The organism is Bacteroides sp. L10-4 (genome assembly GCF_013373675.1).
In the GTDB taxonomy this organism is placed as follows: domain Bacteria; phylum Bacteroidota; class Bacteroidia; order Bacteroidales; family Bacteroidaceae; genus Bacteroides; species Bacteroides muris.
Map to the genome: position 1 here is coordinate 19,208 of NZ_JABXJH010000003.1, position 15,529 is coordinate 34,736.

The 15,529-nt window shown below is 43.2% G+C and carries 14 protein-coding genes and 1 pseudogene; 6 read left to right on the forward strand and 9 right to left on the reverse strand.

Annotated features, from left to right (window positions below; all coding sequences use genetic code 11):
* Nucleotides 1-51 precede the first annotated feature (51 nt).
* Entirely contained in the window at nt 52-675 is a 624-nt protein-coding gene (locus tag HU824_RS01835) for a porin family protein (protein WP_136008658.1), read from the forward strand.
* A gap of 79 nt (nt 676-754) precedes the next feature.
* Here the strand turns inward: HU824_RS01835 and HU824_RS01840 are convergent, their stop codons facing one another.
* The 8 genes from HU824_RS01840 to HU824_RS01875 all read right to left on the reverse strand — a co-directional run bounded on the left by HU824_RS01840 (nt 755) and on the right by HU824_RS01875 (nt 8,787).
* Complete coding sequence (locus tag HU824_RS01840) at nt 755-1,618, reverse strand: DUF6492 family protein (protein WP_136008659.1); 864 nt, start codon at nt 1,616-1,618, stop codon at nt 755-757.
* Between the two features lie 4 nt (nt 1,619-1,622).
* Nucleotides 1,623-2,501 carry a glycosyltransferase family 2 protein gene (locus HU824_RS01845; protein ID WP_176467893.1) on the reverse strand — a complete coding sequence of 293 codons (879 nt, stop codon included), beginning with the start codon at nt 2,499-2,501 and terminating at the stop codon, nt 1,623-1,625.
* A gap of 77 nt (nt 2,502-2,578) precedes the next feature.
* Nucleotides 2,579-3,490 (reverse strand): alpha-1,2-fucosyltransferase, encoded by a 912-nt coding sequence (locus tag HU824_RS01850; protein ID WP_136008661.1) that lies wholly within the window; start codon nt 3,488-3,490, stop codon nt 2,579-2,581.
* Between the two features lies 1 nt (nt 3,491).
* Nucleotides 3,492-4,472: a glycosyltransferase gene (locus HU824_RS01855; protein ID WP_176467894.1), complete on the reverse strand. Its 981-nt coding sequence runs from the start codon at nt 4,470-4,472 to the stop codon at nt 3,492-3,494.
* A gap of 20 nt (nt 4,473-4,492) precedes the next feature.
* A complete protein-coding gene (locus HU824_RS01860; protein ID WP_136008663.1) occupies nt 4,493-5,644 on the reverse strand; it encodes a glycosyltransferase in 1,152 nt (383 codons plus the stop codon).
* Nucleotides 5,645-5,718: 74 nt separating this feature from the next.
* Nucleotides 5,719-6,699 carry a glycosyltransferase gene (locus HU824_RS01865; protein ID WP_136008664.1) on the reverse strand — a complete coding sequence of 327 codons (981 nt, stop codon included), beginning with the start codon at nt 6,697-6,699 and terminating at the stop codon, nt 5,719-5,721.
* A gap of 12 nt (nt 6,700-6,711) precedes the next feature.
* The gene (locus HU824_RS01870; RefSeq protein WP_136008665.1) at nt 6,712-7,710 is read right to left on the reverse strand and encodes a glycosyltransferase; all 999 of its coding nucleotides are present in this window, start codon (nt 7,708-7,710) and stop codon (nt 6,712-6,714) included.
* A gap of 12 nt (nt 7,711-7,722) precedes the next feature.
* Nucleotides 7,723-8,787, reverse strand: a complete 1,065-nt coding sequence (locus HU824_RS01875) for a CDP-glycerol glycerophosphotransferase family protein (protein WP_176467895.1) — start codon at nt 8,785-8,787, stop codon at nt 7,723-7,725.
* 261 nt (nt 8,788-9,048) lie between these two features.
* On the opposite strand from HU824_RS01875, the gene HU824_RS01880 reads away from it, so the two are divergent.
* The 5 genes from HU824_RS01880 to HU824_RS01900 all read left to right on the forward strand — a co-directional run bounded on the left by HU824_RS01880 (nt 9,049) and on the right by HU824_RS01900 (nt 14,668).
* The gene (locus tag HU824_RS01880) at nt 9,049-10,842 is read left to right on the forward strand and encodes an LTA synthase family protein (protein WP_176467896.1); all 1,794 of its coding nucleotides are present in this window, start codon (nt 9,049-9,051) and stop codon (nt 10,840-10,842) included.
* Nucleotides 10,843-11,240: 398 nt separating this feature from the next.
* Entirely contained in the window at nt 11,241-11,846 is a 606-nt protein-coding gene (locus HU824_RS01885) for a DUF4254 domain-containing protein (protein WP_136008668.1), read from the forward strand.
* On the forward strand, nt 11,843-12,883 hold the full coding sequence (locus HU824_RS01890; RefSeq protein ID WP_176467897.1) for a glycosyltransferase family 9 protein: 1,041 nt from the start codon (nt 11,843-11,845) through the stop codon (nt 12,881-12,883). The genes HU824_RS01885 and HU824_RS01890 overlap by 4 nt, the downstream gene beginning before the upstream one ends.
* On the forward strand, nt 12,880-13,920 hold the full coding sequence (locus HU824_RS01895; protein ID WP_176467898.1) for a galactofuranosyltransferase: 1,041 nt from the start codon (nt 12,880-12,882) through the stop codon (nt 13,918-13,920). Before HU824_RS01890 ends, HU824_RS01895 begins: the two co-directional genes overlap by 4 nt.
* Before the next feature lie 7 nt (nt 13,921-13,927).
* The gene (locus HU824_RS01900) at nt 13,928-14,668 is read left to right on the forward strand and encodes a lipopolysaccharide kinase InaA family protein (RefSeq protein ID WP_176467899.1); all 741 of its coding nucleotides are present in this window, start codon (nt 13,928-13,930) and stop codon (nt 14,666-14,668) included.
* 24 nt (nt 14,669-14,692) lie between these two features.
* Here HU824_RS01900 and HU824_RS01905 read toward each other — a convergent pair.
* A pseudogene (locus tag HU824_RS01905) lies at nt 14,693-15,510 on the reverse strand (phosphorylcholine transferase LicD).
* Nucleotides 15,511-15,529 lie beyond the last annotated feature (19 nt).

The window sequence follows — 15,529 nt, forward strand, 5'->3', positions numbered from 1 at the left end:
ACATTTCTCTAATAAGCATTACCTTTGCACCAACATTAATTAATAAACAACATGAAAAAGATTTTAGTTTTATTCGCATTACTGATGACTGGCGTTATGGGCATCCACGCGCAAGAAGGACTCAAATGGGGAGCGATGGCAGGTATGAATTCCAGCAAGTTCTCCACCGATGGTTTTGACAGCAAGGTAGGTTTCCATGCCGGCATCAAGGCCGAGAAAGACTTGCCCCAGATAGCCCAAGGTGTTTATCTCGACATGGCTGCACTGCTGTCCCTGAAAGGAGCACAAGTCAGCGCCAGTGGCGCATCCTTAAAAATCAATCCTTACTATTTGGAAATCCCCATACACATGGGCTACAAACATGCCGTAACGGAGAGCATCAGCCTATTTGCCAACTTCGGCCCTTACTTTGCCGTCGGTCTCTTCGGCAAGATGAAAGAAACGGACTACTCAATTGACGAAGTAGGAGGATTTACGAATATCTATGATTCTGCCAGCGCTTTCGGAGACAATGCCTTGAAACGTTTCGACTTCGGTCTGGGATTAAAAGCCGGTATTGAATTCTGTCAGAAATATCAACTCTCCATCGGATATGACTGGGGACTGACTGACAATATTGAGAACGGTAGCAACAAAAACCGCAACCTGATGCTCTCATTGGGTTATTGCTTCTAAAGATTTGACAGTGTGGAAAAGGGTACTAAAATCCCTCTTCCACGCTATCATCCCCCTTTATTTCCTTTCCTATTCAATTTTACCGCAATTTTGAAACCAGCTTCATCAATGGATAGAATATGTATTCCTCCATATCATTGCACAATTTCCTAATAGACTTACGGGGAGTGCTCCAGCTTTCCAGCGAAATAGTATCGTATTTCCTGGATAATTTTCGGAGCTTTCTTTTAGAGATACTACGACTATAAACGTTTCCTGCTTCTCTGAATGTGCGGAGTTCCTTCAGGATGAAATAATCCGGATAATTGTAATGGCAATAAGTTCCATAAGTTTCGAATTCAGAAAATCCATTCTTCTCATCCGCAGGAGCTGCATTGATAACCTTCTCAAACCATGAATCGCCCGGAATGCCGGAAGTTTCCATCTTCCGAATCAGCTCCTTCATAATAGGAACAGAAACGAGCATGTGTTCGGCAATAAATGAATAGTCCGTAGCCTTGCCATAGCCGATGAGCGCCTGCATCGTCCTGAAGTAGGGCTCATGATATTCTGTTTTCGGAGTAAATATCATTTTATTTGAGGTAAAAAAGGACAACCGGTTAAGAGGGATGGTATCACTATCCCATATCAGATAATAATCTTTGGCGTATCGGCTACGCGCAAATTCCATCTTGAGGAACTGCTGGTAATACCATCCGAATCTATACTCACATGTAAAGTGCCGCCCGGCTATTGCCTCCAGCTGCCGACGGTCCGCAACAATCTCTTCCTCATCAACCAGACTGACATTATATCTGCTCCGGAACCTTTTTGAAAAGAAGCCGAAACTATGCTTGTCTGTTATAATATAAATATTATCACTTCCTATATTCCGGTGAATATAAAAAACAGTCTTCTTGACAATCAGGCAGTCCTTGGAAGAAACACATATCACGACATCCATACCACTACTTCTTTTTTTTCTGATTCTTATGCCGCCTTGATGAGGACGAGAAGATGGAATTTATTCTATACAAGAACAGAACGAGTTTCCGGGCACGTTTGGAGAACCTCCTTGTATGGCTCACTATGGGGATTATCTTACCTAACTCGGAATTCTTGTACTCATTAAGTTCCATCCGGGTTCTATCGAGTTCCAACAAGCTATCATAAAATGCTGCCGGTATGTTATCCTTTATCCAACGCATCCGCTCGTCTACCCCTAAAGACCCGCTGGACGCACTGATTCCATTTCCGTCGTATTCGGCAATGCATACCGGCACACGTTTATAGCTGCATCCTTTCAGGATAATATTCTCTACAATATGAATCCAATCGGAAGCCAGGATATAGTCCGTTCTGTATCGTTGATTATTGAAAAGGGAGTGATGAATGAAACACACTTGATGACAAATGGTATCTTTCAGTAAAATGAAGACAAGGTCGAGAGGAAAAGGAGATTGTATATTTATCTTCTTATCTGCCGAAACAGCAACCCTTACATCGCCATAAATGTATTCCGTCCCATCAAAATCCACCTGACCTAAAACATCTCCCACCAGAAAATCACCGGAATTAAGGAATTGCAAGTATTCTCCACCAGCATGTTCCATTCCCTTATTCATTCCGTCGTATATCCCTTTGTCCGGTTCTGACACCCAGAATGTCACATGCGGGTTTCCTTCCGCATACTGCTTGATTGTTTCCAGACTACCATCCTTGGAACCGGCATCAATAATGATATGCTCGTAAGAGGAAAAAGACTGGTGTCTGACGCTTTCCAACGTTTTGCTTAGACCACTGTTGTTATTAAAGTTTACAGTTATAATGCTTAGTTTAGGTCTCATATCGATAAATGTAGATTTCTATAATTTGTAAATATACGCCATATTATTCATTCATTGAGAACAATAACGAAGTGGCTCTATAAAAACACCGGATTCAGAAACAGTTCCTTCCACGGATATTCCACTTCATCATCGCAAAGGACTACTGTCTTTTCCGGACTATCCTCTAAGAGAGCACCGCATTTGCCCAAAGTCCCTTTACTGGTAATCTGATGCCGACAACAGGCTATCAAAAACAAGTCCATATATCCTTTATCCGAACCGTTTATATCGACAACCTTACAATTACCTTCCGTAAGATAAAGTTGCGGAATAAGTTCATCCCTCACCCAGTCCGGCTCATCCGAAAAGAAATAGAAGAAAGAAGACATATCCCTATCCTGCATATAAGTCACTGCCGACTTGAAATACTCCAATGAAGCTGGTTTGCCGTAAGCCGGAATTTCCACTTTCAAGTCCCCACGCCTTACGTGGACAGCCACGGAACAAGGACGTGAACCAATCTCTGAATACAGCAATTTATTCTGTGCATCCAGCACCTCGGGCATTACCCTAAAAAGCGACCGGAATGCAGGAAGCCAAATATCAGCCGGAACATGATAATAACCACCTAAATAGACCGGAGGCTTCTTTTGTAGAAATGAAAAGTCATTTTCCCGACTCAACGTATTGTTCCCCAAATTGTAATATTTCCTTTTATACACGTCAACAGCTACTTTCGAAGCCTTCTTTACAGATAAATAGGGAAATGCTTTCTGCAAATCAAAGTTTCTGACAAAATGATAATCCATATCGCTCCCCCACTCTTTAAAGAAGGTCAAGTCATATTCCACCCTATATCCTTTTTGTCCAAAAAGATGTCCCAGCAAATACTGATGCATCTGTGAGCAGACCCCACCATCCATCAAAAGTACCACCTTAGGAACCAACATTCCATTTTTCAGAAGAAAACGATATATTTTACATTTTATCTTGTGCAATATATTCATTCTATAGTTTGTTTTTTAAGATATAATATTTTACCCTCAAATTCCCCCAAAAGGTTGAAAGCTTGTAAGCCTCCAACAGCTTACGTTCCCGCCTGGACAGATTTTCAACCAAATCCGGGTATCGCTTCACATCAGCAACCAACCGTCTCATGTCATCTGCAACATCCCCGTATTGTTTCCAGTAAAGACTCGTATATGCAGTCTGAAGATGCATATAGGCAATCTCCTTTCCCAATTGTTCCGACAAACCTTTGGCAGACACATATTTCTCAATCCATCGTTGATAAGCCCTGAAATCCTTATACTTTTCCTCATTCGGCAGACAAGACATCGAGGACGAATTTCTATAATAATTAACAGTAGGAATATTCAAAGAAACAATCCTATCAGCCGCCAGAATCAATTGTGTCATCATGATGGCATCCTCACCTATCGATATATCGGCGACAGTTTCAATCTTGTTGTTAAGAAACAATGAACGTTTTTGAAAATGAGACCACACACTCCAATAAGCCTGCAAATTCAATTTCTGCCTGAAATAACTGATTCCTGAAATCTCACCGAATGTATAAGGCTCTGAAAGAACAGGCCCCTTGTCCGGATAACAAAAAAGGAAAGAAGATGCAACAATATCAGCATCAGTTTCTTCTGCCCTACATACTAACTTTTCAATAACCCCATCAATCAACGTGTCATCACTGTCAAGATGCTGGATATATTTTCCGTTTGCCTTCAATATCCCGGTTTTCCTGGCAAGAGGCAACCCTTCATTTTTCTTGTCTATACAAACAATACGCCTGTCAACTTCCATATATTTCTGGATTATTGAACGGCTTCCATCAGTACTCCCATCATTCACTATTATAATTTCCAATCGGCTATAGTTCTGATTTATCACACTAAAAATGCAATCCTCAATATATTTCTCTGTATTAAAAACAGGTATGATAACAGAAACCAACGGCAAAGCATCACTATTCATACATCAAAGCTTTTAGTCTATCACAAGGATTCAAACAACTCTTTCCATTTCTTTCCCACAATCTGCGGAGAGTACTCTTGCGCTTTCACGACAACATTCTGCCGCATTTGTTTCAACATATCGGGATCCTTCAATAGCTTCAACAGTGTCCGCGCATATTTAGATTGATTAAAAGGCGATACAAGAAATCCATTCACTCCTGACGGTGAAATTATCTCCCGCACTCCAGCGCCACAATCATAAGCCACGGGCACTACTCCATTCGCCTGCGCTTCCGTCAAGCAAAGCCCCCACCCCTCAAAAGTAGATGTCAGACACAGCACCGATGCATCCCTATAAAAACCGGACACATCTTCCTGATAGCCCAAGAAACGAATCCTTTGCAAATTGCAGGCAGTAGCTTTCTGCTGAAGGTTCTGCCTTTCAACACCATCACCAATCAGAAGCAGCTCCCAATCCGGCACTTGTTTATAAATCCGCTTCCAAACATCAATCAACCTATCCACACGTTTATCAACATAAGTAAAGCGCCCTACAAATAATATTTGTTTCTTCTTATGATGGTTGACCGAAAGAATTTGCCTTTCAGAGTTGGGTATCACGTGAAATTTATTGTTCTCAAAAGGTACACCAAGTTTCTTTATCAGCGTATGCTTGTAGTCTTCGCACAATACAACATATGCATCAGCCCGCCCATACAAATTTTTATGTTGTTCAATAAACGGCTTATCATATTTTGGGAACCATTTTTCCCTTGGACAAGTTATAAAACGCCACTTCAACATTTTCAACCACGAACCTTCGGCACGTTTACCTTTATCTGCCACTTTTGCCACAGCCTCCCATAAAGGAATACTATGCGGCGCAAATACCAGCTTGCAATGAACACCGTCCATGATGTAATCCAGATGTTTCAAAAGATGTATAGGCAATACAAAAACATCAATAAAGAGTGAATTTATAATTTCAATAAAAGCATTCGCATTCTCCAACGAATTAATATCCTGATTAGGAAGTTCTATGATTTCTATACCAGCTACATCATACGTTTTATGGCATAAAGCCACAAAGCTTTCATAACCATAGCCAGATAGATAATTAGCTATATCAATTGTAACCCTTTCTGCTCCTCCACAAGGAAACACTTCATGAAAAAATAAAATTCGCTTCATAATTAGTTTCAACTCAGACTCTAATACAAATTCACTTTCCCTACATCATAAAAAGCTATCATTTAGTCCAAAAGTTATTTTCTTTTTCGTTTCTCTTTGCTACGATAATATGCAATAAATAAAGAAGGGGCATACTTATATAAAAAGATATGCATAATTCCCTTTCCTTTAGGTAACGGTGATAGTCCCTTTGCTTTCATTTGCACAATCATCTCATGCTGGAATCTTGCCGGTATCCCTTTTCTTATTCCTATACGAAAAGTAGTCAATAGCCTTCTTGCAATCAAATTTTTAAAAAAACTATTCATCTTTTCCGTTTTCACATTCTTTTGTCTAAATGCTTCCAAGCTCTCCATAGCCTGAAGCATATAAAGAGAAGCGTGTTCATCATAATTCATCATAAACGAATCTGAATTCTTATAATAATGATAGAAAATTATAGATGAATATTTTACACGCCTTGCATAAAAGAAGATTCTGGGAATAATTTCTTCATCTTCATGACGAATAGGCAAGAACTTCAATTTATGTTCTTGCCAGAAAGAGGCTCTATAAGCATTGCACCAGACCACTTGTGGCAAAAACTGTTGCATAAAATCCGTTCCAGACCAAACTTGAGCCGACAAGACCTTTTCATCAGACACTCGATTAAACTCTTTGGGAAGTTTTCCTTTTTCATCCCAATACTGAAAATCCATTACCAAAATGTCTAATTCATCTTTTTCAAGAGAGTCATAAACATATTGTAAGACATTACTTTGAATCCAGTCATCCGCATCAACAAATAAAAAATATTTTCCTTTAGCTTTCCGACAACCATAATTTCGTGCTTCACTGACACCGCTATTTTCTACTGTCATACAATGAAAATAAGAATAACGATTGGAATATTCATGTAAAATAGCTCCGGTTCTATCTGTTGAACCATCATTAATTACGATAATCTCATATTCCTTGGTCGACAAATCTTGATTTACCAATGAATCAAGGCAACGTTCCAGATATTTCTCTGCATTATATGCCGGAACTATAATAGACATCTTTATTTCAGCCATACTCAATCAGTTTTAATACTTATGACGTTTCGATTTGAAGATTGACCTTATCAACCGATAAGCTTTCCGATAGAAGTCCTTATGATTATAAATAAGATAACGTTTCAAAGAAAGAGAAAAGCCCAATTGCCCATAACCGACATAGTCAAATTCATGCATTTTGGTAATCACATCACGAATGACTTCATCAGTGGAAACAGAGGCTTCTACCATCATTGTATGGTCCAGTAAGCGTATTCCACGACGCATGACATAAACTCCAGCTTTATCCCATATATCTTTTTCAAGTATGAACTTCACTTGCTCGTAGACGCTCTGAAAAAGGTTATATTCTTTCCGGGGATTATACCTGCTCTGCATCGTGCTCCCCTCCCGTATCATATAATGGTATTTAGGAGTATCCTGCATCACAACCTTCCCTGCCCCGTAAAACACCCGATAGCAAATGGCCAAATCCTCAAAAACACGATTAACCGGAAAGACAATACCTGCAAACAGGCTGCGTTTGAACAATTTATCCACCATATAGTTTCTGACATGTTTGTCTACTGCCAGAGCACGGACAGCCTCATCACGAGTAAACACAAACTGCTCTCCCGAAGCATACTTTGCCACACTCTTCCCACCTTTGTCCCGATAATGCGAGCAAATGGATATATCCGCCCCATTCGCTTTCAGTAAGTGATACAAGAATTCGTACATATCCGGTTCAATCCAGTCGTCGCTATCCACGAAACCAAGGAATTCACCTTGAGCTACAGCCAAACCTCTATTCCTGGCTGCACTCTGACCTGCATTCGTCTGGTGGATAACCTTTATCCGCCCATCCCTTTGGGCAAATAAATCACAAAGCTCTCCCGAACCATCGGAAGAGCCGTCGTCAATCAATATTATTTCCAGATTCTTATAAGTCTGCCCGCAAATAGATTGCAGGCATTTCTCCAAGTAATTCTTTACATTATAGACCGGTACAATAATACTTATCAGAGCTAGTGTCTCAGTGTTCTCCATAAGCTATGACAATTACCACAACCGCAAAGTGGCCATCAACGGATAGCCCACCCGCCATCGCAATTTAAACTTACGCACCAGATTCCAGGGCTTGGTTCTGGTTTTACCTTGAAAATACCAGATGTAGTTGTTTACGACATCCAGTACCCGTGAAGAGGACTCACCGTCCAGATGGGCCTCATGCTTGTGCACATAAGCACGCATCCGCTCCATCAGTTCTGCCGGACGGGAAATGGCCTTTTCTATCGCTCCCTCTACAGCATCCGTGTCAGTGACATTCAGCAAATGAGGTCCCGGCATGGTGTTGCAATAGGTCACCACCGGCTTGTCCAACATCATCGCCTCGACAATGACGGACGAAGCATCGGATAACAGTACATCTGCACTGTTCAGCAGCTTGGCATCGACAAGTCCACTCTCGTGGAAAGTAATATTGGGGCAGGAAGCAGCCAGTTCCTTGTATTTCTTGAGGACTTCCATATCCGAGAATTTCGGATGGAACGAAATAATCCAATCCCAGTTCTTCTCGCGTACCAGTCTCTTGATGGTATCAAACAGATGAGGGGCGGAAGTAATATTTTTTGTAAACGTGGAGGAGTAGAAGACTACCGGACGTGCATTATGAGGAATATGCGCACGTTCCTTCACGAAAGTATCCGCCTTGCACCAGCCTGTCTCGTATACCTTGAAGAAGCCGTATTTCCTCTCAAGTTCCTTGAAAGGAAGAGTGCTCGTTTCTCCTTGCGTGCAATAGACATCAAACCATCCGCGAACAGAAAAATGGTCGTCCTTTTCATCGCCACGCTTATTGATAGGGTAGCCATGAAAAAGAGAAACTTTCACTCCCGGGAAGAAATCATAAATATAATTACCCGGTGCAAAAACTGCAATAGGCTGATAATCCATCACTTCCTGAACAGTTTGAAGCCACCTCTCATCTTGATCCAACAGAACCGGGCAGTCTGGCTCGATAAACCATGCAACATCATCCCCTCTACGCCTGATTTCGTCTTGAAGCGGGCGAAGTATAGGATAGGAATAGGCTACCGAAACGAAAAATAAATAATGCTTCTTCATACACTCAAAATATCACGGCAACAACACAATCGTCACCTCAAATTACCAATAGAACAATAAAGTCCAGCCCTTAGTTTGTTACAATTCTGTTTTCTTTGCTTTAAACGTCTGCAAAGTAAATACAAGAATTCTGCATATACTGCATCAATCCAGAAAAAAAAATGACTTTTATCAACTTTTCTCCAAAAGTTGCTGTTTATGAAGCTTTTTCTTCTCTAAAATATCTATCTTTGCACCCCAATATTTTAAAAATACTATTTTATGAAAAGAAATCTTTTTCATTGCTCCGACAGTCAACAAGGGGCAACAGATAAAGTGACTCTTTTGTTCGGAATCACCATTTTTTTCAAATTCCTGCTATTCGATTTCATCTGGAGCATACCCACCACATTCGCTTCATTCTCTACCATCGAATTTTATGCGACCAAAATAATAGCCACCCTCGTACTTCTCGTCCCCTATAAGTTCTTCCGGCTCTGGAAAACAGAAATAGTCATCATGCTTTTGCTGGATATACTACTGATTGTCAACCTGATGTATTTCCGCACCTACTATACTGCCATCCCACTTAACAGCTATGGACTTTCTGGAAACCTCACCGATTTCACCGGAAGCGTTTACGACTCCTTCCGCTGGTACGACATCTTCTTCCCTCTATCTACCATTGCCAGTATCCCCCTTTATTGGCATTACAAAAGAAATACCGCCGGAAGAACATCATACAAGTATTACGGAGGAGCTTTGGGAATCGGTATCCTGCTGTTTGCCATCACCACCCTGGCCAAAGGAGGATTCAAGGAAGCATACAACACCGTCCGCCAGAAAGCCTATCTGTGTGCAAGCACCACTTCCATGTATACCGTCTTCGGAAGCCTATGCTATGACCTCATCAACCAGAAGCAGGAGGCCACCCCACAGATACAGCAAGAGATAAAGGAGTGGCTGAGCCAGAAACCCGGACATCACCCTTTGGCCGGACGTATCGGAATCCGCAACAACTGCATCGTCATTCTGGCAGAATCTTTGGAAAGCTGGGTACTCGAAAGGGAAGTGGAAAGGCAAGAGATTACTCCATATCTCAACAAACTGCTGCAAGACTCCACCACCTTATACGCTCCCCACGTACTGACGCAAGTGAAAGGAGGACGTTCCATTGATGCACAGCTGTTGCTTTGCGCCGGTATGCTGCCTATCAACAGCGGCACATACAGCAGCCAATATCCTGACCACACCTACGGAACCCTGCAAAAAGCCATGCATCAGCAGAAGAACTCGCGCAACTACCTCCTGACCATTGATAAAGTATCGACCTGGAACCAAGGCGTCATAGCCTACAGTTTCGGGACCGACACCATCATTGCTTATCATGACTTTGAACTGACAGAAGCCTTTGGCACGCACAAACGTACCGGAGACGGCTCCTTCCTGGCGCAATGCAGCCAAAAAATAGAGAAGGGGGAAATCTGGAAGAAGGGGGAGAATGTTTACATGCAGCTGGTGACCTACTCCGGCCATGCTCCCTTCAAATTGCCTGAAGAATTAAAAGAGATTCATTTCTCTCCGGCCATTCCGCAGAAAATGAATGACTATATGACCACTGCACGCTATACGGACAAGGCGATAGGAAAATTCGTGGAGTACTTGAAAACACTCCCACAATACGACGAGACCCTTATCGTCATCACCGGTGACCACGAAGGACTGGCTGCCTACCGTGAAGAATTGTGTAACGCCCCCGGTGGCAAGGGTATCGTATCCGACAAGACATTCACCCCTTTCATCATAGTAAACTCTCCGATAGGCATGCGTTATGACAAAGTGATGGGGCAAATCGACATGTACCCCACCTTACTGAACCTGCTCCAACTGGATGATTACTACTGGAGCGGATTGGGCCAAAGCATCCTCGACCCATGCAAGAAAGGATTCGCCGTCAGCCCCCAAATGGAGGTGGTAGGTGAAGAGCCCACCCCGGCAGAAGCCGAGTTCGCCAAAAAAGCATACGATATTTCCGACCAGATGATTCGCTTCGATTACCTCTCCCAGCCAAAGTAGAAAAACTCCGGCAACGCGCTGTCAAGAAGACGGGGCAGCACGGCTCTTTCATTTAAAGGAGTTATGTTGCGCAAGGTTTATCCTCAGCTTACGGACATGTATCCCAAGCCTTGGTCTTTCTATCCCAAGGTTTGGGATAGAAAGACCAAAGCTGGAAAAACCTCTTCCTCTTTATATCTTCCAACTTTATCCTTTACACTTCGGATGTTTTTCTCAAATACTTCGGATGTTTTTCATTAATGATTGAAACGGGAATAGCTAAAGTTTCCGATAACTACTACAAATGAAAGAGCCGTGCGGGGACAACACAAAAAGCCCAACAATAATTGGATATATAGGAAAGTTTGCTTAGCTTTGTCATTCAATAAATCATAGTTTATCATTTAATCTTTGAAGTTATGAGCTTTACAACACTTAGCAATCGTATATTTACAGAATCTATTCTTGACTATCACAAGGAAGACCATGTGGACACTCCTATTCAAAATCCTTACGAGCTGAGAAGCATTGAGTACTATCTGTATCTGAAGAACTGGATAGATACCGTACAGTGGCATCTGGAAGACATCATCCGCGACCCGAATATCGAGCCTTCAGAAGCTTTGAAGATTAAAAGAAGAATAGACAAGTCCAACCAAGACCGCACGGATCTGGTGGAACTGATAGACAGCTATTTTCTGGACAAATACAAGAGTATCCAAGTAAAGCCGGACGCTACCATCAATACCGAAAGCCCGGCATGGGCCATCGACCGACTTTCCATCCTGGCATTGAAAATACATCACATGCGCCAGGAAGTGGAGCGTACGGAGACTACCGCCGAACATCATGCGCAGTGCGAAGCCAAACTGAACATTCTGCTGGAGCAACGGCATGATTTATCTACCGCCATCGACCAACTGATTGCAGACATTGAAGCCGGAAGCAAATACATGAAGGTCTACAAACAGATGAAGATGTACAATGACCCAAGTTTGAATCCGGTTCTTTACGGCAGGAAATGAAACTCTTGGTTATCAGATTTTCGGCATTAGGCGATGTGGCGATGACAGTACCGGTCATTGACTCCTTGGCCCGACAATATCCGGAACTGGATATCACAGTCCTAAGCAGACCGTTCATGCAACCTTTGTTTGCCGAAGCACCGTCTAACGTGCACTTTCGGGGAGTTGACGTAAACCGATATAAAGGACTGGGAGGGTTGTTTCGACTGTTCCGCGAACTGAAAAAAGAGAGGCATTATGATGCCGTGGCCGACCTTCATGACGTGCTGCGCACCCAAATATTACGGATGCTTTTCATTTTTTCGGGAGCAAAAATAGCACACATCGACAAAGGCCGTAAGGAAAAAAGAAAACTGGTGAAACCAAAGCACAAGGAGTTGAGACAACTTCCTTCCTCCTTTATCCGTTATGAAGAAGTACTCGACAAATTGGGCTATCCCATAGAACCGACTTTCTGTTCCATCTACAGCGAAGGAAAAGGTGCCATTTCCCTGTTCCAATCCGTCACCGGAATGCCCGACGACAAACATTGGATAGGGATTGCCCCTTTCGCAGCACATCGGGGAAAGACTTTGCCCGACACCACCATTGCCCAACTGATAGAGGAAGCTTCATCTCACAAAGACTGGAGAATATTCCTGTTCGGAGGAGGAAAAACCGAAACGGAAAAATTAGAGCTATGGAGTAAAGCATACAACAATGTGCTGTCATTGGCAGGAAAACTAAAACTGGACGAAGAGCTAGCCTTGATGAGCCATTTGAAAGTAATGGTATCTATGGACTCGGCCAACATGCACTTGGCTTCGCTGACTGCCACTCCCGTGATTTCCATCTGGGGAGCGACGCATCCTTTTGCCGGATTTATGGGATGGGGACAAACCGCCGGAAATGCGATACAAACAGAAGACCTACCCTGCCGCCCTTGTTCCATTTTCGGCAACAAGCCTTGCCTCAGAGACGACTATGCCTGCTTAACGCAGATAAAAGTCCAAAGTATCATACAAAAAGTAGAATCAGTAATCAGCAAAAAACCATGAAATGTTATTTGTCTCGTAACTACAAAGGAGTCTCCAGTTCCGGCTACAAAGCCAAAACGGATATGGAAGATTTAATGGCGGGATGGGGATTCAGAAACATCGGACTCAAACGTACTTTCTCTCCCCACGTCATCGTATCATTTGTACTGACACTTTTTGGAGTATTGAAAGCATTAGTTTGTTTAAGAAAAGGAGACATACTCTTCCTGCAATATCCCCTAAAGAAGTATTTCAGCTTCATCTGCAACGTCGCCCATTTCAAAGGCTGCAAGATAGTGATACTCATACACGACTTGGGTTCTTTCCGTCGCAAAAAGCTCTCAGTTTCCCAAGAAATAAAGAGACTGGAACATGCCGACTATATCATCGCGACCAATCCTGCCATGCAGCAATGGATAAAAGACCGACATTGCCAGATACCTGTCGGCCATCTGGGAGTATGGGATTATTTATCGGTAGCGCGGCCGGACGCACACAAGGAGTTGCCATCCCCCCCCTACCAGATTGTATATGCCGGAGCACTCAGCCGACGAAAAAATGCCTTCCTTTACTCATGGGGAGAAAAGATAGAAGGATACTCCGTAAACTTGTATGGCAGCGGATTCTTCCTGGAAGAGGCAAAAGGCAGGGAGCATTTTCGCATAAAAGGGTTCGTACAGTCCGACACGCTAATCGAATCCGTAGAAGGGGATTTCGGCCTTGTATGGGACGGAGATTCCGTAGAAACCTGCTGTGGAGACTTCGGAGAGTACCTCCAGTTCAACACTCCGCACAAGACCTCACTATACATTCGTTGCGGACTGCCCGTCATTATCTGGGAGCGAGCTGCCTTGGCACCTTTCGTGCAAAGCAACCGCTTGGGATTATGTATCGGCAAACTGGAAGACCTGAACCGATTACTCCTTTCAATTACTGTCGAAGAATACCGCGAGATGAGAAACAATGTATTGAGAATGAGTGACAGGATATCCAAAGGATTCTATTTCAAACAAGCAGCAGAAAAGGCCATAGCTTTTCTGCAAACCACCAACCAATAATAACCGTATGCAGATTCTCATCCACCCCAAATACCAATCGGCATTCGAATTTGTCTCCAATCTGCCGGAGAAATTCGGAACAGAAGGAGAAACCATATACGCCAGCCGCAATGTGGTCAAAAGATTCAAGAACGATGATAAAGAATGGATTGTAAAACGATACAAGACACCGAACCTCATCCAACGGCTGGCCTATACTTTCTGGCGGAAGAGCAAAGCAAAAAGAGCATTCTTATATGCCCAGAAGTTAGAATCAATCGGGATAGACACTCCCGAAGGCATCGCATGCATTGAATGCAAAAAGTATCGGCTGTTCCATACCGGCTACTTCATCTCCGGCGTATGCCATTACCCGCCGCTCTATCCGCTACTGGTAAAAGAAGAAGCATTCGACAAGCGGGCGGCTTCTGCTCTGGCGTCTTTTTTCGTATCCATGCATCAAAAAGGATTCTTCCACGGAGACCCCAATCTGAGCAACATCCTTTATCACATTGATGAGGCGGGGAAGTATCACTTCACCGTCATCGATACCAACCGTTCCACCTTCAAGGCTTCCGCTTCACCCAAAGAATGTCTGGAGAACCTGAAGAGAATCACCCACAGGAGAGACTTGCTGCAATATATCACAGAAGAATATGCCTCCTTGCGTGGCTGGGATATTGCACAAAGCACGAAGCAGGTAATGGATGCACTTGGTAAATTTGAAAAAAGGAAAAGAAACAAACGCTTTTATAAGAAACTGTTCTGACCGTTAGCCAGAGACGGAGGTAAGTCATTTCCTGTACTCCCGATAAGGCAGATTCAAATCCATAAAATAAAAGTTGTGCTGATGACGTTTACCCTCAGGAGGAGGAGTCATATAATCACCGAATAACTGCGTCAGATAAGCATCGTTATCCCTCATGCCCATAACAGTCTTTCCTTCAAATTCTATAGGTGTAGGTTCCCCCAATACCTTCTCTTTATCAACCATACTGCCCAGTCCGTCATTGTGGTTGACGGCTGCCACGCGGCTCGTGCGCAAATCATAAAGCATCATGTGCCGCTTTATCTTCATCTGCAACCCCGGCAACGTATAGCATTTGCGCACCAGCAAGGGCAGCCAGCACGAAGGCCCGTGTCCGTGACGATAAGGGTCGCGAAAAAGGAAATAGAGCGCCTTCTTCAGGTATTTGTACTTAATGTCGTAAAACCGCTGCGCGAGTTTTCCTTCCGGTGCCCGTCAATGGGAAACACATCCACATACACCCCGCCCCAATAATACAAATGGGGACGTTCTATCAACGTGGTACTTGCATCCTGCACCTTGCCAAAATGAAGCGGATATTCAGGGTCATTCTCAAAACAGACAAACTCGTACGGAGCAGGGAGCCATTCCCAGCTATGCGCAATCAGCTTCTCGTAATCTTCGCGGGGCATGCAGATGTCCATATCATCATCCCAGGGAATAAAGCCTTTCTCGCGTACGGCACCGATAAGAGAGCCGTCTACCAGATAATACTTAAGATTGTATTTACGGCACATCGCATCAATGGCCATCAGGATATCCAGCAGCCTAAGTTGCAGAGGTCTTATATCGTAATTCGCCATCTTTCTATCTTTATGTCTT

What these genes read in the sequence shown, in the direction of transcription:
- HU824_RS01835 (WP_136008658.1), top strand. Translation starts at nt 52, where the DNA reads ATGAAAAAGATTTTAGTTTTATTCGCATTACTGATGACTGGCGTTATG.
- HU824_RS01840 (WP_136008659.1), bottom strand. Translation starts at nt 1,618, where the DNA reads ATGGATGTCGTGATATGTGTTTCTTCCAAGGACTGCCTGATTGTCAAG.
- HU824_RS01845 (WP_176467893.1), bottom strand. Translation starts at nt 2,501, where the DNA reads ATGAGACCTAAACTAAGCATTATAACTGTAAACTTTAATAACAACAGT.
- HU824_RS01850 (WP_136008661.1), bottom strand. Translation starts at nt 3,490, where the DNA reads ATGAATATATTGCACAAGATAAAATGTAAAATATATCGTTTTCTTCTG.
- HU824_RS01855 (WP_176467894.1), bottom strand. Translation starts at nt 4,472, where the DNA reads ATGAATAGTGATGCTTTGCCGTTGGTTTCTGTTATCATACCTGTTTTT.
- HU824_RS01860 (WP_136008663.1), bottom strand. Translation starts at nt 5,644, where the DNA reads ATGAAGCGAATTTTATTTTTTCATGAAGTGTTTCCTTGTGGAGGAGCA.
- HU824_RS01865 (WP_136008664.1), bottom strand. Translation starts at nt 6,699, where the DNA reads ATGGCTGAAATAAAGATGTCTATTATAGTTCCGGCATATAATGCAGAG.
- HU824_RS01870 (WP_136008665.1), bottom strand. Translation starts at nt 7,710, where the DNA reads ATGGAGAACACTGAGACACTAGCTCTGATAAGTATTATTGTACCGGTC.
- HU824_RS01875 (WP_176467895.1), bottom strand. Translation starts at nt 8,787, where the DNA reads ATGAAGAAGCATTATTTATTTTTCGTTTCGGTAGCCTATTCCTATCCT.
- HU824_RS01880 (WP_176467896.1), top strand. Translation starts at nt 9,049, where the DNA reads ATGAAAAGAAATCTTTTTCATTGCTCCGACAGTCAACAAGGGGCAACA.
- HU824_RS01885 (WP_136008668.1), top strand. Translation starts at nt 11,241, where the DNA reads ATGAGCTTTACAACACTTAGCAATCGTATATTTACAGAATCTATTCTT.
- HU824_RS01890 (WP_176467897.1), top strand. Translation starts at nt 11,843, where the DNA reads ATGAAACTCTTGGTTATCAGATTTTCGGCATTAGGCGATGTGGCGATG.
- HU824_RS01895 (WP_176467898.1), top strand. Translation starts at nt 12,880, where the DNA reads ATGAAATGTTATTTGTCTCGTAACTACAAAGGAGTCTCCAGTTCCGGC.
- HU824_RS01900 (WP_176467899.1), top strand. Translation starts at nt 13,928, where the DNA reads ATGCAGATTCTCATCCACCCCAAATACCAATCGGCATTCGAATTTGTC.